General features: G+C 53.1%; 15 protein-coding genes. 7 read left to right on the forward strand and 8 right to left on the reverse strand.

Translation table 11 applies throughout. The annotated features are described in order from the left end of the window. Position 1: 1 nt before the first annotated feature. The 5 genes from MTHE_RS06615 to surE form a co-directional block, all read right to left on the reverse strand. Positions 2–625, reverse strand: coding sequence for an NAD-binding protein (locus MTHE_RS06615; RefSeq protein ID WP_011696440.1), 624 nt, complete (start codon positions 623–625; stop codon positions 2–4). 25 nt (positions 626–650) lie between these two features. After that, a complete protein-coding gene (locus MTHE_RS06620) occupies positions 651–1,004 on the reverse strand; it encodes a transposase (protein ID WP_175265684.1) in 354 nt (117 codons plus the stop codon). A 41-nt stretch (positions 1,005–1,045) separates the two neighbouring features. Next, entirely contained in the window at positions 1,046–1,408 is a 363-nt protein-coding gene (locus MTHE_RS06625) for a hypothetical protein (protein ID WP_175265683.1), read from the reverse strand. Between the two features lie 78 nt (positions 1,409–1,486). Then, a complete protein-coding gene (locus MTHE_RS06630; protein WP_175265886.1) occupies positions 1,487–2,818 on the reverse strand; it encodes a cation:proton antiporter in 1,332 nt (443 codons plus the stop codon). A 76-nt stretch (positions 2,819–2,894) separates the two neighbouring features. After that, positions 2,895–3,692, reverse strand: coding sequence for a 5'/3'-nucleotidase SurE (surE, locus tag MTHE_RS06635; protein ID WP_011696442.1), 798 nt, complete (start codon positions 3,690–3,692; stop codon positions 2,895–2,897). 525 nt (positions 3,693–4,217) lie between these two features. Between surE and MTHE_RS06640 the strand changes: the two genes are divergently transcribed. The 3 genes from MTHE_RS06640 (at position 4,218) to MTHE_RS06650 (ending at position 9,087) form a co-directional block, all read left to right on the forward strand. After that, positions 4,218–5,663 (forward strand): right-handed parallel beta-helix repeat-containing protein, encoded by a 1,446-nt coding sequence (locus tag MTHE_RS06640; RefSeq protein WP_175265887.1) that lies wholly within the window; start codon positions 4,218–4,220, stop codon positions 5,661–5,663. A gap of 80 nt (positions 5,664–5,743) precedes the next feature. Beyond that, on the forward strand, positions 5,744–7,129 hold the full coding sequence (locus MTHE_RS06645; protein ID WP_175265888.1) for a sulfurtransferase: 1,386 nt from the start codon (positions 5,744–5,746) through the stop codon (positions 7,127–7,129). A 20-nt stretch (positions 7,130–7,149) separates the two neighbouring features. Continuing rightward, positions 7,150–9,087: a S8 family peptidase gene (locus MTHE_RS06650; RefSeq protein WP_232840838.1), complete on the forward strand. Its 1,938-nt coding sequence runs from the start codon at positions 7,150–7,152 to the stop codon at positions 9,085–9,087. A gap of 102 nt (positions 9,088–9,189) precedes the next feature. Here MTHE_RS06650 and MTHE_RS06655 read toward each other — a convergent pair whose 3' ends face one another. Both MTHE_RS06655 and MTHE_RS06660 read right to left on the reverse strand, forming a co-directional pair. Then, entirely contained in the window at positions 9,190–10,338 is a 1,149-nt protein-coding gene (locus MTHE_RS06655; protein ID WP_011696446.1) for an ATP-NAD kinase family protein, read from the reverse strand. After that, positions 10,316–11,668 (reverse strand): TrpB-like pyridoxal phosphate-dependent enzyme, encoded by a 1,353-nt coding sequence (locus MTHE_RS06660; RefSeq protein ID WP_011696447.1) that lies wholly within the window; start codon positions 11,666–11,668, stop codon positions 10,316–10,318. Before MTHE_RS06660 ends, MTHE_RS06655 begins: the two co-directional genes overlap by 23 nt. 747 nt (positions 11,669–12,415) lie before the next feature. Here MTHE_RS06660 and MTHE_RS06665 point away from each other — a divergent pair. Then, on the forward strand, positions 12,416–13,837 hold the full coding sequence (locus MTHE_RS06665; RefSeq protein ID WP_011696448.1) for a sodium:solute symporter family protein: 1,422 nt from the start codon (positions 12,416–12,418) through the stop codon (positions 13,835–13,837). 47 nt (positions 13,838–13,884) lie between these two features. Here the strand turns inward: MTHE_RS06665 and MTHE_RS06670 are convergent, their stop codons facing one another. Further along, complete coding sequence (locus MTHE_RS06670; RefSeq protein WP_217417050.1) at positions 13,885–14,550, reverse strand: endonuclease V; 666 nt, start codon at positions 14,548–14,550, stop codon at positions 13,885–13,887. A gap of 115 nt (positions 14,551–14,665) precedes the next feature. Here MTHE_RS06670 and MTHE_RS06675 point away from each other — a divergent pair, with 115 nt between their 5' ends. The 3 genes from MTHE_RS06675 to MTHE_RS06685 all read left to right on the forward strand — a co-directional run bounded on the left by MTHE_RS06675 (position 14,666) and on the right by MTHE_RS06685 (position 17,906). After that, positions 14,666–16,156, forward strand: a complete 1,491-nt coding sequence (locus MTHE_RS06675) for a thioredoxin-like domain-containing protein (RefSeq protein ID WP_175265889.1) — start codon at positions 14,666–14,668, stop codon at positions 16,154–16,156. Between the two features lies 1 nt (position 16,157). After that, a complete protein-coding gene (locus MTHE_RS06680; RefSeq protein WP_011696451.1) occupies positions 16,158–17,042 on the forward strand; it encodes an SPL family radical SAM protein in 885 nt (294 codons plus the stop codon). 117 nt (positions 17,043–17,159) lie between these two features. Beyond that, positions 17,160–17,906 (forward strand): SdrD B-like domain-containing protein, encoded by a 747-nt coding sequence (locus tag MTHE_RS06685; RefSeq protein ID WP_011696452.1) that lies wholly within the window; start codon positions 17,160–17,162, stop codon positions 17,904–17,906. The last annotated feature ends 185 nt before the right edge of the window (positions 17,907–18,091 follow it).

An 18,091-nucleotide genomic window follows, 5' to 3' on the forward strand; every position in this document is an offset into this window, starting at 1 on the left:
GTTAATTCATCAGCATGCGCTCGATCTCACCCATCTTCTCAGGTGTGTCAATCAGTATCAAAACGTCGCCTTCCTGCAGCCTCAATCCCCCTGTAGACCTCAGAGTCTCATCGCCCCTGTTTATCGCGAGTACGTTCTCGATGCCGAGCTCATCGAGATTTCTGCCTGCAGCCTTCGAGCCCCCTGGCACTCTTATAGTGAAGATCACCTTTCCCATGAGCTTCAGATTTGCGTCGCAATAGGCCTCCTCGGAGAGGCTGCGAAAGAGGCTGTAGTCTCCAGCGCGTACATCTTCCACAAACCTCTCGATGGTGTCTCTTGAGAGCTGGTACCTCTCGAGAACCCTCGCGAATATCTTGATAGATGTCTCGTACTCCTCAGGAACGACCTCGTCTGCACCGAGCATGTGGAGGGTTTCAACCTCCTGAATATAGCGAGTCCTTGCTATTATATAAATATCTTCATTCAGACGTCTTGCCAGCTCTACGATCTGACGTGTGGCCACAGGATCGGAGATGGCGATCACCAGGACCCTTGCATCCGTTATTCCGAGATGTCTCAGCACCTGCTCCTGTGTCGCATCCCCATAGTAGATGGGCTCTCCATTTCCACCCTCTCTCTTCACGATGGGGTGTGTCTATCATTCAAATTTATTTTATACTAAATCTTGATAGAATTCTCAATGCATAAGCCAGTACTCTCAGAAGCATCCTTGTAATAGTTGTCTCTTCGAGGAAACATGGTATTCTATCTCCAAACCAATTGGTCAAAGCACCAAAGAATCCTTCACAAACTGATCTGTGTTTGTATATTTCTCTATTAAAGATCCGATCTCTGATTCTGGATCCAAAACCACCGGCACTTATTTTTCTCGGTTTAATAACAGGCATGTAACCTTTATCTACAACATCATTCAAAAATTTCCTGGAATCATATTCACCGTCACCAAATAAATAGCCTGATCCCTCAGGCACTGTTAGTTCCGATTTTATCCTCGTTTCCACAGGGAATATCGTTTCATTTTTCCTGGTTATTGCTTGTATCTTTATGATATCCTTTTTTTATTTGCGAATTTAGTGGAATCAATGAAACTATCTGTATAATCTATTGATTGTAACCTTTCAAGAACTTTATTTAATATCTCTTCAATATTTGAAGATAAATTCTTTTCCCAGAAATGCAAAACTGAATGATCAATTCTTATTCCAAGCACTTCTTTAATCCTAACTTCTGCTGATCTTAAAGAATGCCCCTCAAACTCTTTTATCAAAAGTGCCTTAATTATGGTCTCCAAATCATAAACTTTTGGTTTTGGAGCATTTATTGATCGCAAATCTAACGATAACGAATCAAATACTTCTAATATTAACTTAATATCGTATAATCTTGTATCCCATCTCTTAAGCATGTTATTTGCTTGTTTTATGGTATATTAAAATTTATCTTAGCTTAACTTTGGAATACAGCATATTCTAATATTAGCATATTAGACACACCCCTTCACGATGTCAGGATTTAAATCGACCACAACGTATGGTATACCCTTCGCCCTCGCGGCCATGGCGACGTTCCTTCCATTCACCCCAAAACCCACGATTATCAGGTGGTCTTTAAGTGCGTGCTGTTTCCCGATCCTCTCGAGCGCATCATATCTGGAGAGCTGTGAGATGCCAGCTGCCACCCTGTGTGAGATAGCTATCATAAATGTCGTGGCAGCCATGGTCAGCACCGTCACATCCAGAAACAGCTGGTAGACCTCATGGGATAGAAGGCCAGCATCCAGTCCAACCTTGGAGAGTATGAAGGAGAACTCCCCCACCTGGCTCAGCGCCAGGCTTACCAGCACCACCAAGCGCGTGGGAAGGCCGATGAGAGATGTGGCCAGTCCGCATGCAATAGTTTTTATTAATATAACACAGATAGAGAGAGCTATGATATAGGCTGTGTTCTTCATGAGCAAATCGAGATCGAGGAGCATGCCGATGGATACGAAGAAGAAGCTTGAGAATGCATCACGCAGCGGGCGGATGTTCCCGATAGCATGCAGACTGTAGGGGGACTCGGATATCACTAATCCAGCCAGAAATGCGCCCAGCCCGAGTGAGAGACCGACGAAGGAGCTGATCCACGCTATAGCAAAGCACATGCCCACCGTGAACAGAAGAAAAAGCTCGTGATCTCTCGTCTTCAACACCTGGTAGAGAATCCGTGGCACAGCCCACTTCGCGCCTGCTATCACGACTGCTATGAGCAGCGCCGCTTTGATGATGATGAAAATTGGCGACTCTGCTGTGGCCACAGCTGCTCCGGGCAGCATGGGTATGAGCAGCATCATCGGGACCACTATGACATCCTGGAATATCAGTATGCCAAGTATGGTCCGCCCGTGAAGCGCGTCGAACTCTCCCCTCTGCTGGATTATCCTGAGAACTATGGCTGTGCTGCTGAGCGATACCATGAACCCGATGGCGATAGCCTCCCCAAAGGGTCTCCCCAGATTTACCAGAATGAAAACGACTGCAAGTGTGGTGAACAGTACCTGCAGAAAGCCTCCGACCAGAACGAACCTCTTTATCTGCAGCAAATCCTTAAGGGAGATCTCTATGCCGACGGTGAAGAGAAGCAGTATAACGCCGATCTCCGCCAGGACTGCCACCTGATCGAGGGATCTGATCAAACCCAGACACTGTGGTCCTGCAATGATTCCAGTTATGAGATACCCCAGAATCGCAGGCAACCTGATCCTGTGGAATAGAAAGAGCACAGCTGAGGATAGGACAAATATGATCACTACGTCTCCAAGTAGCTCTGTTTCCAAATGCAGCCACTCCTCATATGAGATCAGCTCTGTTTCATGCACAGCCTGGAGATACCTGGGAACACACAGTGCCGTGCTAGATGACTTCCAGGAGGTCCATGATCTCCCCGAAATCGACCTTTGCCGTTGAGTCGATTGTGAGCGGGGTCACCGAGATCTTGCCCTCCTGATACACAGCCCTGACGTCTGTGCCTTCTCTCTCGCTGCATATCAGATCCCCTCCGATCCAGTAGTACGGACGCCCCCTTGGATCCCTGCGTTCCTCAACAGCCGTCTTGAATATCTTCCTCGCAAGCCTCGTGACGACTATCTCTGTATCCTCAGTGGCGTTCAGCGGCAGATTGATGTTCAGGATATCAACCCCCACAGGCATGCCCCTCTCCAGAACCCTGCTCGCTACCCTGCGAAGAAGGTTCATGGCTGTATCGAACTTGTACTCCACAGAGTGGTTGTTATCGAACTTGTCACCCTGATCCGCAACCTGTATCGACGCTGCGATCGCCGGTACACCGTAGCTGGCAGCCTCTATGGCAGCGCCGATGGTCCCGCTGGTCGTGACAGTGTCTGTGCTTATGTTCTCCCCCACATTTATGCCCGAGACAGCGAGATCGGGGAGCTCTCCATTCATCACAACAAAGATGCCGAGTATGACCGAGTCTGTCGGGGTGCCTGAGACCGCGTACGCCTTTTTCCCGTCGAGGTTCACCTCGGCCATCCTCAATGGCTCGAACACCGAGACAGACCTTCCAACGCCGCTCCTCTGGCCGGAGGGTGCGACAGCTATGACCTCCCCGAGATCCTCGACGCTTCGGACCGCCGCCCGGAGCCCGGGGGCGTAAATCCCGTCGTCATTGGTGACAAGTATCCTGCGCATCCTGCGATCCCTGCTCAGCTCTCATCCCGTCTCTGAGGCAGGAGTTATATGTGTTTTTGGGTTGCGATGCTGTGTTGAATAATGTTTGGAAATCCAATCGCAGAGAGCTAATTCATATAACATGAGACTTTAGTAAGAATCGATAGCTATTGGCCACAAGGCTTCGAATTATTCAACACAGCAGGTTGCGATACGAGAAACTCACTGGGGTTAATCAATACTCAGAGCGCGCCATCGACAAAATATACGCTCATTGCTTGATTGGAGCGTGTGTTCATACCATTGATATCAGCAGCTTGTGCCCATCTGGGTTCACATTGTGCCAGCGATCAGAGGTCACCAGGAGGTCAGTCAGCCCGTGATTCAAGCCATCGACCTGTCAAATCACTGTGAGCAAGATTTATAAGACCATCAGATCTCGTTAGCCAGGGTGGTTGATTGAGCATTCGCCTGAGCCGGCAGCGTACCAGATTGCATGGAGTTTCAAAAGAGACATGTGTGCATCTGCGTGATGTGACTCTCGGTTTGTGTATAGCATTTACACTGCTGATGGCTCTCTCAATAACAGGCACTGCAGCCACAATACATGCTGGAAGCGATGTCCAGAGAAGCATAGATGCGGCATCTCCAGGGGATACGATAATTGTCGGGCCTGGTGTTTACGGGAAGTTCACAGTGAACAAGCGTCTGAACCTCATAGGCGAGGGAGCTACTGTCGTGGCGTCATCCTCAGATGCATGCATAAGCGTTGAGGCGGACATGGTGAACATCAGTGGATTCACAGTCAGAAACGGTCTTTACGGGATTCGATTGAGCAGGGTCAGTGGATGCAGCATAACAAACAACACTGTAACAGGATGCAAGCAGCCTGGGATCGTCCTTCTGACATCATCTGGAAACATAATCGCAAACAACAACGCCAGTTACAATGGCGTCGTCGGGGAGGGCTGGTACGGGATATACCTCACAGACTCCTCCAACGATAATCTTATCGTGAACAACATTGCGAACAACAACGGAGCGTACGGGATACACCTCTCAACATCATGCTTGAACAACACGATAAAGGGGAACATCCTCAACGGAAACATGTATGGAGTATACATGTTCACAGGCTGCTCTAAGAACATCATAGAGGGGAACCTGATCTCCGGAAACAAGGCGAACGGGATCGATCTGCGGTTCAACTGTAACCGCAACACGATAAGAGATAACATAATCACCGATAACCAGGTCGCGGGGATATCCCTCCTGGACTCAGGCGAGAACGAGATCCTCAGCAACGATATACGCTCCAACATCAGGTTCGGCATACAGATACAGGGAAGGAGCGATGGCAACACTGTGGAGGGGAACAACATCTCCAAGAGCCCCACGGGGATATTCGTGGAGTCGAGCAGCAACATCTTCCACTCCAACCGCCTAATCGATAATGTGGTACAGGTCGTGGACAGAGGGGAGAACGCATGGAACGCCCCCTACCCTGTTGGGGGGAACGCATGGAGCGATTACTCAGGCGTTGATGAGCGCAGTGGGCCCGCTCAGGATGTGCCAGGGGCGGATGGTTTTGGCGATACTCCAAGAGAGATCAACAACCGCTCGAGGGATATGTACCCGGTCATGGGATACGAGCTCAAGCCGATCAGGATAATAAATGTGAGCGTGCCGGAGGAGATTGAGGCTGGAGAAGAGCTGCTCATAAACACATGGATCGAGTCTGTCAATGGTTTATCCCAGGTCTCAGCGCGAATCCCTGAGTCGAGGTCGTATGTGCGTCTCTACCAGGTCGGTGATCATTACGAGGGGTCTCTCACCACCGCGCTTCTCGATCCCGGTGAGTACTCCGTTGTGATCACGGCGACAGACAGAAGAGGATATGAACTAGAAGAACTCATAGGGGAGTTCAGGGTCACACCCAGGGCCGGACGCAGCTTTGAGGCTGCAATGGACCAGCTGAGAGGAAGATCATGACTCGCAAATTCATTATTGCAGTGGGAATGCTATTAATCATATTTGCAATGTGCATGCAGTGGGCACTTGCTGAATGCCCGATGTGCAAGCCAGATTATGAAGAGTATCCACATGAGGGGTTTCTGAGAAGCCTAGGGCCTGAGGAGGAGAAGACATCAGCCCCGGTGATCTCTGCAAAGACAGAGAGGCTCAAGAACCCGCTCTTCAACAAGAGCCTCCAGACGTCTGCGACAGAGACGAATAACGATAAAGCCTCAACCCAGACAACTGAAAGCGCGCCGGTGAGATCGAGCAGTATGCTCATTCCTGTAACAGAGGTCGCCCGCTCCGATTTGGTTCTGGATGTGAGCAACGGAGCGAGCGAGTACATCGACGGCGCGGTGCACATAAACTACATGGAGTTCTACAACGAGAACAAGGAGCTCAAATCGGTAGATGAGATCGCAGCGCTCCTCGGGAACGCCGGGATCTCCCCCAGCGACAGGGTGGTGCTGACAGGTACTGATTACAACTGCCCGACATGTCTTGGTGGGCCGTTCGGGGCCACATTCGTGTACTGGCTGATGCTGTACATAGGGCATGACGAGAGCAAACTGAAGCTCCTGGATGGGGATACAGAGGACTGGAAGGCTGCAGGCCTGCCTGTGCAGAGCACCCCGTATGTGAGACCAGCCACAACCTACACCGTTCAAAGAATCAGATCAGAGCTGCTGGCGACAAATGATTATGTGAAGAACGCGGATGTTCAGATCGTGGATTCCAGGACATTTGATGCGTTCGGCCAGGGATCGATACCTGGAGCTCTGAACATACCTTACGATAAGGTCACAGAGAACGGCAGGCTGAAGGATGAGGCGGAGCTGGAGAGCGTCTTCGCAGGCCTTACGAAGGACAAGCCTGTTGTGGTCTACGCGAACACCGAGTTCAAAGCATCCATGGTCTGGTTTGCGCTGAGGATGATGGGCTACGATGCCAGGATCTACACATGGAACGACTGGCTGAAGAACCTCCCAGCGGTAAGAATGAGGCTCAACAGCACCCTGACGAGGGCTGAGCCGAATCCAGCATCTCCCGGTCCTGTGAAGATCTATGCGGTCTTCGAGCTGCCAGAGGAGGGCGCAGAGAATATCAGCGAGACAGCAGATGAGAACCTGACCACTCTCAGCGTGATGGGCTGTGCGACATGCGAACCTATAACCGTCTGGTCAGGCTCCCTCACCAAGAGCAAGAACCCCGGACTGAGCCTGGGCAAAACTACACAGTACTTCACGTGCACCGCCAGGGTCATGGACGCCCAGGGCGGTGAGGTCGCGTCTGTTCCCATGGAGAGGGTTTCTGACGATGAATACGTCGGAACATGGGATGCGACAAACGCATCTCCGGGCAGATACTCCGTCAGCTTTGTTGTGACTGTATACTCGCTCTCAAAGGAGTTCGAGGATGCCCTCACGGTTGTGATCCAGTAGGTGCATCAAGAGGTAGTGGGGTGGGCAATCCAGATAAAAGGCTCATAAGAAGAAAGGCGATATACATTTTCTCGGCAGCCCTAGCGGCTGCTCTTCTATTCTCCATCGTCTTCGCCGATGATCTCCTCATCTCTGACAGGGCGACGAGATGGTTCCAGAAGGAGTTCAGGGCCCTCATCGAAAGGGATCAAAGCGACACCACACCGCCTGTCATAACTAATCCCAGGATCTTCCCGTACCAGATCAAGCGCGGAGATCCAAGGGCGGAGATAAGCGCGAACGTTTGTGATGGATCCGGCATATCCTCTGTATACGCAGAGGTCGGCAGAAAACAGGTGCTCATGTTCGATCTGGATGGGGATGGAAGGTACATCGGCTACTGCGGCTCGAACCTGCCCCCCGGTGATTATAATATAAGTATAGTTGCCGTGGACAGGGCGGGCAACGCAGCCGTAACCCCATGCAGATCGCTTAGGGTTCTCGATCCGCAGGACCTCAACGCGAACAGGATCGAGGATTCACTGGAATCACTCGGCCCTGAGGAGACAAGAGTGATAGTGCTTCATGATGACAACGTGACAGATACTGCGGGCGAAAAGCTGCACACCTTGGATATCCTCAAGGGAAGCGCCATGCTCGTCCCGGGGAACAAGATCCCAGAGCTGGCCAGGCTGAAGGGCGTAAGGGGGATCTACAGGGATCAGAAGCTCAGGGTCCTGGGCGGATCATGTGGCACGGAGCAGGCAGGATCAGGCTTGCCCGGATCTCCTGAGAACCCGAGGAGAGCAACGACAGGACTTACAGGCAATGGCGTGACGGTCGCGCTCATAGATACAGGCGTGGATGCGGAGCACGACTCTCTAGATGATCTTGATGATGATCCAGCCACATATGACCCCAAGATCGTCGCATTCGTTGATATGGTGAACGGCCTGGAGAAACCGTATGATGACAACGGCCATGGAACGCACTGCGCAAGCCTCATATCAGGCACAAAGGGCATGGGTGTGGCGCCCGGATCGAGGCTTGCTGTGCTTAAGGTCATGGACAGGGATGGATCATGCTATCTATCAGATGCTCTATCCGCGCTCGACTGGTGCGCCAAGAACAAGGATACATACGGTATCAGGGTGATATCCTTCAGCGTTGGGGGGGAGAGGAGCTCCGAGAGGCCAACGCTCCTCGATGAAGCCTGCAACAAGATGGTCGAGGATGGTATCGTTGTTGTTGTGGCGGCAGGCAACTCAGGACCATCGCCATCCTCCATTGTCATTCCTGGAGAGGCAGAGGAGGTGATAACCGTCGGCGCGATAGATTCAAGAGGGAAAATCTTCGAGAGATCCTCGCGTGGGCCCACCTCCGATGGGAGGATCAAGCCGGACATAGTGACCATTGGAGTCGATGTTCCATCAGCGCTTGCAGGGACGAAGGATGATGAGAGCTGCATGAGCGGGACATCCATGGCCGTTCCACAGGTTGCCGGAGCAGTCGCTCTGCTCCTGGAGGGCTTCGGGAACCTGAGCCCGGCTGATGTCAAGAGGGTGCTTCTCAGATCTGCAGATGATTTAGGTGATACAGGCGCTGACAACACGTTCGGCTGGGGGGCGATGAACATCAGTAGAGCTCTGACATACCTGAGAGAAGATCCTGAGATGGTGGCCGGGCCCGAGCTGAAGAGCGTCGACCTGAGCTCGAATGAGGCAAATGTGGGGGATCTCGTCGTCATCGAGGCGCTTGTCGCAGGCGAGGTAGAGGAGGTGACATCCACGATAAGTGGAGCTGAGAAGGTGGCGGAGATACCCATGGTCGACTTCGATCTCAACAGCATATACACCACGTTCTGGGAGACAGGTCTCTGGAAGCCCGGGGATTACACCATAAATGTCGAGCTTCGCGGGAGGTATGGCGAGAGGATCAGCAGATCCATACCCTTTCGCCTGAACCCCAGGAGGGGATAGTCTTCCATCCACAATAGCGGCAGTGTTTTACGCCATTAGAGGCCGAGCGCCAGGGCAAATCCGCTGCCACCACATTGGTCCAGGACTCTCTCGCTCTGCACATCACGCCTTGAACACATCGCTTGCAGCCCTCACCTCCTTGAGCTGAGCCATGCGGTATCCGGTCACCACCTGCCGCCTTCCCGCAAGCGCGCGGTCGATCTCCACGTCTCCGGTATCGACCAGAAGATACTTCAGATCCCTGAGCTTGTGGGGCGTCGCTATCAGTATCAGCTTCTCGGGTCCCACGATCCTCAGAACCCTTGGGCTTATCTGCTGGCTTCCTCTCCCAAGTATGAACCCCTGAGCACCTATCGGGCTGACTATAATCCTGACGCCCCCATCAATCTCACCGAGTAGCTCCAGGAGATCGCTCTCAGATGCGTCTTTTAATACAGTCCTCCCGTTCCGGATGACATCAACACCCAGAAGAGTCTTCTCGCATCCGATCAGCTCTGCTATCTTCGCGGTCGTGGTTCCAGCTCCCAGGATGTAATAGGAACCATCGCTCATGAACTCCCTGGCAAACTGCGCGATCTCTAGCTTGAAGTGCTCCTCATCGGAGCTGGCGTAGACCTGCTTCCTCTGCTGGACCAGCGCTGGCAGGTAGGGCGTCCTGGCCGTGCCATACAGGCGCACCACAAGCTCTCCTTTCCTGTAGTGCTCCTCATCCACATCCGCTATCTCCGTCTCCCTCGTCCTGAGCTCGCCTTTGATGTATCCAAAGGCGAGATCTGCAGCAGCCTCAGGGCTCACAGCAAACACGCCAGAATGCATCTTCACGCCAGAAGGTATGCCTAGGATCGGCATATCCCCGGAGACGGATGCGACATCCCTCGCGGTGCCATCTCCTCCGCAGAAGAGTATCAGATCCACATTCTCAGATGCAAATACGGAACACGTCCTTTTTGTGTCCTCAGCTGTTGTTTTTTCCCGAGGAGTATGCACAACATAGTGCTCCACGTCCAGCTCCTGGAGTAGGCCCTCGCCCATCGGCCCGCCCGCGGTGAGCAGCTGCGCGGGAATATCTCCCCTGGACAGCTCCAGGAGTCTCCTAAAAGCCCTCTCCGCTCTATCTTTGGATACAGGAGCGGCTCCGAGGCGCTCTGCGAGAGCAGCGACGCCATCGGTGCCCTTGAGCCCGACCGCTCCTCCCATTCCTGCTATCGGATTTATCAGAAACCCGAGCTTACACCTTCGGCAGCCTGGCAAGCGATTGCCTCACCAGCTCCTCTGGATACTCATAATCCTCGAGGATCCCATCGTTGTACGCATCGTACGCAGATAGATCGAAGTGCCCATGGCCGCTCAGGTTTATGAGCAGCGTCTTCGTCTCTCCCGTCTTCCTGCATTGGATCGCCTCGTCGATCGCGGGCTTGATTGCATGCGCTGACTCCGGCGCCGGGACGATGCCCTCTGCGCGCGCGAAGGTCGTCGCGGCATCGAAGACCTCTCGCTGGTGGAAAGCCTGGGCCTCGATGATTCCAGCGTTCACCAGGCTGCAGAGCAGGGGCGCATCCCCGTGGTACCTCAGCCCGCCTGCATGTATCCCGGGCGGCACGAAGTCATGGCCGAGCGTGTACATCTTGAGCAGCGGCGTCAGGCGCGCAGTATCTCCGAAGTCGTACGTGTACAGACCCTTGGTGAGGCTGGGGCACGCCGTCGGCTCACACGCCACAAGCCTGAGCTCCTTCTTGTCATTGAGCTTGTCAGGGATGAACGGGAAGCACACTCCCGGGAAGTTGCTCCCCCCGCCACAGCAGCCGTATATCACATCCGGGTAATCGTCCACGAGCTCGAACTGCTTCTTGACCTCAAGACCCTCGACGGTCTGGTGAAGGAGCACGTGGTTCAGAACGGATCCGAGGGCGTAGTTCGTATCATCATGCGTGGCCGCATCCTCAACAGCCTCTGATATCGCTATTCCAAGGCTGCCAGGCGTGTCCGGGAACTGTTCCAGGATTCGCCTGCCAGCGTTCGTCCTGTTGCTCGGGCTCGGGAAGCACTCCGCACCCCAGACCCGCATCATGCTCCTGCGGTATGGCTTCTGGTCGTAGCTAGAGCGGACCATGTAGATCGTGCATTTCAGGCCGAAGATGCATGTGGCAAGCGCGAGCGCCGAGCCCCACTGTCCTGCCCCTGTCTCTGTGGCTATCCTCTCTATGCCCTCCTTCATGTTGTAGTAAGCCTGGGGCACAGCAGTGTTCGGTTTGTGGCTTCCCGCAGGGCTCACTCCCTCGTACTTGTAGTAGATCCTGGCAGGTGTTTTGAGGGCCTTCTCAAGCCTGACAGCCCTGTACAGAGGTGTCGGGCGCCAGAGTCTGTAGACGTCCCTCACCTCCTCGGGAATGTCTATCCATCTCTCTGTGCTCATCTCCTGCTTTATAAGGGATCTCGGAAATATCGGCTCGAGGTCCTCGGGCTTCAGCGGCTCATGAGTCGCAGGGTTCAGCGGCGGGTCAAGAGGTCTGGGCATATCTGCCGCCACATTATACCATCTCTTCGGGATCTCCTCCTCATCGAGCAGTATCTTGGATCTCAATCGGTTGTCCTCCATATGAATTAAAGAAACAATATGTTCATCATAGAACCTAAAACCACATTATATAACCTTTTTGAGGATGGTTGTAAAGGATTTCGATGCGGTGCATGCTCTTCCCATCCATGCTGTTCAAGCGCCTGCTCTTGAACCGCAAATGTTTAGCATGGTCAGCGAGGAACCAAACTTCCCATCCATGCTGTTCAAACGCCTGCTCTTGAACCATGGGTTTGCGTGCATATAGATATGTCAACAGCATACGAGATGGTGAAGTGCTGCCATTGGGCATTTCTCACTGGCCATCAGGCAGTTCGACCTGTAGCCATGTGGTGGATGGCCTCAATCACCGAGCACTGTAAAGGGAGAATCTGGCGCATATCACACAATGCTCGGGCGCATGAGATCTCAGTTTTATGAGTTAACGATCCATCGGGGACCTGTCCGAATAAGAGCTGAATTCAGAAACCTGTAGCTTGTAGCGTTTGGATGCCGGAGAAACTTAATCGTTATTCAGACAGGGGGGCCATCGGGGGAAAGTGTTTTTAACAGGAAAGTGCATCAAAGCACAAAAATATGCATTGAAGTACTTGATATATGGAGGAAAGCATGATACAAACACTCTTGCAAGTCCATGTCGAATGCAGATATCAGGGTGGTGCATTATGATCGTTCCCATTCCATATCTGGCGCTTCTGATCTCGATCGCGATAATGCTCTCGGTGACAATCATTCTGCTCACGAGGCGATACCATGATTAACCAAATACTTCTGCTGGTTTACGTGACAGTAATCCTCCTGCTCTCCTGGAGGTTCCGGCAGGGAACGTTCTCCGGCTTTGCCCTCTCCGACAGAAACATCGCCACGCCTGCGATCATTGGAATTGCATACACCGCAGCGTACTTCAGCGCAGCATCCTTCCTCGGTGGAGGCGGGTATGGTCTCACCGCTGGGATGCCATGGGTGGTCTTCTGCGCATTCTTCCATGTCGCATTCGCATGCCTCGCTTGGTTAATGGCTGGAAGGATATGGGCGGCGGCAAAGGAGTACGACGCGAAGACTGTTCCACAGCTCCTCGAGAGGCGATACGGATCGCCTTTGGGGAAGGTCATACTTGCCGCCATAATGCTCGTTCTTTACACAGTGTATCTGGTGCCCATCTTCAAAGGGTGCGCTACGCTCCTTCAGGGGCTGATCGGGGTCACGTACGTGCAGGGTTTGATCTTCACAGTTATCATCGTAGCAATTTATTACGCCATCGGAGGTCTCCCTGCCATAATATGGATAGGCTTCCTTCAGGGAGTGCTAATGCTCGGCGGTGCGGTGCTGCTTTACAGTAGCATGCTCTCTACATCTGGGGCTCTGGAGATCTGGTCCAGAATTCCAGCATATGCGACCTCGATGAGCGGCATCGATATACCCTGGCAGAAGACCCTCGGCATGGCATTCTCCATAAGCCTCGGGCTTCTCGCTCTTCCGGATCTCCTGATAATGATATTCTCCGCCAGGGACAGAAGGGTGGTGCGCTTCGCAGGCATCTATGGGCCTGTATCCATAGCGGTTTACTCCATCTGCATATTCTCGCTCGGCATTCTCGCATATGGTGTTCTCAGCGGAGAGCAGATCAGCTCATTCATAAAAAATCCGGACAGCCTGGTGCCGTTCCTCGCAAGAACCTACCTGCCGCCCGGGTTTGATGCGCTTGTCCTCCTTGCTGCAATATCTGCGGCGATGTCAACGATCAGCGCCATAGTTCTTGTTACCACAACCTCTCTGACATCAGACATACTGCACTACATGAGACCAGGCATCTCCGACGCCACAGTCCTCCGCCTGACGCGACTGGTCGGAGTGGTCATACTCGCTACAGCAGCGGTCTCGGCGATACGCGTTCCGTCACAGATCGTGCCCCTTGTCTCGATAAGCATGGGTGTGATCGCATGCTGCGTCTTCGTGCCGCTTGTGTTCGGGCTATACTGGCGGAGGGGTAATTCGGTGGGCTTTGTGGCAAGCCTTCTCGCATCGTTCATCTCCATCGTCATCTGGAACTTCTACGGGAACGCTCTCGTCCATCCCGTCTTCGTGGGGCTGATCTGCGGAGGCGCAGCATACATCACAGGCAGCCTTTTCACCTCTGGTTTGGGCACACCAAATCCAGATACGCTGAAAAGCTGAGGCCCAGAGCAGCGCCAACCATTCATTCCACATATTTTTATTCTTTATTACCGCGTCATTCTTGCCCTTTTCAGTGACAGGATATGCGCCAATCTCAAGGGTTCCGGCACTCGATATCCTCTCGCGCAGTTCAGCGCTATCTCGATCGCGGAACTCAGATCTGACATGTGGCCTGGTGATACGAACACCGGCCTGACGTTCGTCCTGGTGCGGAGAGCGGCGCCCACAACCTCCCCGCGATCAACCAGCAGGGAGAAAGATCCTCTTTCCCCATCAGGTTCGCGGAACTCCCCCCAAAGCCTGGACTTCGCACAGCCTATGGAGGGGCGGTCGAGGAGCAACCCGAGATGGCTCGCCTCCCCAAATCTGCGCGGATGCGCGATACCCTGACCATCGAAGAGCAGGACATCCGCCTCATCGATCCCCTCAAGAGCCCTGAGGATGACAGGACCCTCGCGAAACGTGAGCAGCCCCGGAATGTAGGGATAAACCACATCCATCTCCGCGAAGGATACGTCGAGGAGGCGCATATCATGGTAATCGAGCAGAACAGCAGCAGCATGTGCCCTCGATCCCGAGAAAGAGACATCTGCTCCTGCCACAGTTTCCACGCGATCCACCCTCTGAAACCTCACACTTCCGGCCAGCATCTTCTGTATCTCAACTGCTTCGTCCGGTCTTACATCCCACGAATGCAATGCCCTGTATCTCATTCCCATCCAGCCAAATACCAGAATGTGATGCTCTCACAAGCATCTCAGCGCATCCAGTGCATTTCAGCTCAGCGGGAATCACTCAATTCAAATGATGCAGATTTGTAAGACTGCGATGAATCCTCCTGCGACCACAAGAGTGATCTGCACACAATCCAGAGCAAACCCCATGATAGCCCCTGAGTTCCCAGAGGATCTGGTATGGCTCAACACCGACCGCAGGTACACACTGAGAGACCTCCGCGGCAGGTTTGTCCTCATTGACTTCTGGACATACTGCTGCATAAACTGCATGCATGTCGTTACCGACCTAAAAATGCTTGAGGAGAGATATCCTGAGCTTGTGGTGATAGGGGTTCACACCGCCAAGTTCGAGAACGAGATGAGAGTGGAGAACATCGAGAAGGCGATAATGCGATATGGAATCGAGCATCCAGTCATCGTGGATAGCGATCGAACCCTGTGGCGCGCATACGGTATAAGGGCCTGGCCGTCTTTCGTCCTCATAGCGCCGGACGGGGAGATCCTCGGGAGGACCTCTGGAGAGGGGATATTCTCGATCCTTATGCCAATAATGGAGCAGCTCATTCCGGAGTACGAGAAGCGCGGAAGCCTCCATCATGGAAAGCCGGCGCCCAGAGCGACACATAAGGGCGTTTCCGGAGCACTCTCCTTCCCCGGAAAGGTGATCTCTGGTGGAGACAATATCTTCATCGCGGATTCGAACAATAACAGAATACTGATCGTCTCTCCTGACGGTGATCTGATGGACGTTATCGGCTCCGGAGAGAGGGGATACAGTGATGGAGATTTCAGCGAGGCACGGCTCTTCAGACCCCAGGGGATCGCTATCGTCGGGGATGTTGTTTACATCGCAGATACAGGCAACCACATGGTCAGGGCGGCGGATCTGAGAAGAAGAACTCTTGTGAGGATGGCAGGAACGGGAAAGTCACGGCATCCTGGCCTTGGGGGCAGAGGCGCTGAAGTATCACTGAGCTCCCCGTGGGATCTCGTTTTCGTTCAAGATCATCTCTACATTGCGATGGCAGGATCACATCAGATATGGAGGATGGATCTTGAGGGGATGGTAGAGCCTTATGCAGGATCAGGTATCGAGGGGCTCGCTGATGGACCTCTGGAGCAGGCTCGCCTGGCCCAGCCGTCCGGGCTGACGACCGATGGGAATAGGATATACTTCGTCGACAGCGAATCTTCATCACTCAGGGTAATAGATGGCGATGTGAGAACGCTCATCGGAAGGGATCTCTTTTACTTTGGGGACATCGATGGTGATTTTGGGAGGGCCAGGCTTCAGCATCCACTGGGGCTTTTTTACAAAGAGGGATCCATTTATGTCGCGGATACCTACAACCACAGGATCAAGAAAGCTGACCTCTCGAGCGGATCCATTCACACCACCGCCGGAACTGGGAGTCCCGGTTTCGCAGATGGTCCTGGTGCTCAGGCTGCGTTTAATGAGCCCTCCGGCCTCACCTTTCTGGGGGATTCGTTATTCATAGCGGATACCAACAATCACGCCGTTAGGATATACGATCAGAGATCAGGGGATGTCTCCACGATGAGAATCGATACGAAGAAATAATGTGGATCCTCCTGATTACATGATGATCCTCAGGCCATTCGATCCATGGCGGGGCAGCCTCTGCACATGTCCGGAGAAGCTCAGCCTCAACCCCTACACAGGATGCGCGCATGGTTGTCTGTACTGCTACGCATCCTCGTACATAAGACACTTCAGCGATTGCAGGCCGAAGGGCGGGATCGACCGTCTAAGCTCCGAGATTGCTAGGCTGCGTGGGGATGAGCTGATATCGCTCTCCAACAGCTCCGATCCATATCCTCCTGTGGAGAAGGAGCTTGGAATCACGAGATCTTGCATATCGCTTATAAAGAGAAAGGGTCTGAGGCTGCAGGTTGTTACAAAATCAGATATCGTGCTCAGGGATGTGGATCTTCTCTCAGATATGAGAGCTGCGGTCTCCATTACAATCACATCACTTCGTCTGGATGACAGGCTCGAACCCGGAGCCCCTTCAAGCATTATGAGATTGAAAGCCATCAGAAAGCTCACTGATGAGGGCATACCGGTAGCTGCAAGGATAGATCCGATAATACCGGGGATGAACGACTCTGAGATCGATGCACTTGTGGAGAGCGTCGCAGATGCAGGCGCATCTTATGTCATATCATCCACCTACAAGGCCAGGCAGGATAGCTGGCGCCGCATGTCTCTTGCATTTCCTGAGGTCATGCAGAGCCTGAGGCCGATGTACTTTGTTCATGGCGAGCGTATCGGCGGCTACCGCTACCTTCCGCATGAGATCAGGCATGCCATACTCTCGCGCGTGAGGGATGCATGTCATCTGCACGGAATCCGCTTCGGCTCCTGCAGAGAGGGTTTCGGAAGCGACGCTTCATGCGACGGATCCCATCTCACAGAGGCCCAGAAGCATCGTATTTTACGATGAAAGTCTATATATACGAAGAATAACGAGTGTAGAGCCGAGTTCTTCTCGAAAGGGAGAATGTTTGGTAACTGTCACGCAAAAGCGGATAATCGACACATCAGATAGGAGGAGGATAAATTGAAGAAGAGCATTTTGGTCATCTCTGTGGTTCTGGCGGTGGCGGCATTCGCCATGACCTCTGCCATGGGATACACAGTAAAGGATGATACCAGCCCATACCCGTTCTCGAACAAGGCGGAGCCCAGACCATCGTTCTCCATATCCACAGGATCCCCTGCTCACAATCTCACGAATGAGCAAGTCGTTGTGAAGAAGGAGGCACGGTTCTCGTTCAATTCTCAAAAGCCAAAGGAATTCTCGATCGCGACAGGAAAGCCCTATCAGTACACGTTCACGCTCGGAGAGACACCTGCGGTGGTCGCAACAACAGAGGAGGCACCTGCTCCCGCTGCTGAACCAAATGTCACAGCCGAGCAGAATGTAACTCCAGAGGTGCCGGTGACCTATACGATCTCTGGAGTCGTGTATGAGGATGCGAATGAGAACGCTGTTAAGGACGAGAACGAGACAGGCCTCGCAGGCTGGACGCTGGATCTGAGCGGTGTAACAACCACAACCGCAGAAGATGGAACATACGCCTTTGCGGACCTGAGCGCAGGTGATTACGTCCTGAGCCTGATCGTCCCGCCTGAGTACAATCCGGTTGCTCCGGTGAATGTCACGCTCGACTCCAACAAGACCATAGACTTCCCCGTCACAAGGATGCCTGTGGTCGTTCCGCCGGCCAATGAGACCGCCGTCGCCACAAACGTGACTGAAACTGTGACCGAGATGGTACCACTCAATACCTCAACCCCGGCCTGAAGCCCGGGAGACATCTCTTTTTCTTTGAATCATCTCCACAGATTATCGGAGCCGTTGCGAGATCCGCTCTGGTAGGTGTTATGGTCTTCCAACACGCCGGTATTGGATGATATGGCAGGAATGGCAGGGAGTGGATTGGCAAGAGTCGGATATCTCAAATGGCGAAGCACCTCTGCGCCTGACCG

Source organism: Methanothrix thermoacetophila PT (assembly GCF_000014945.1).
In the GTDB taxonomy this organism is placed as follows: domain Archaea; phylum Halobacteriota; class Methanosarcinia; order Methanotrichales; family Methanotrichaceae; genus Methanothrix_B; species Methanothrix_B thermoacetophila.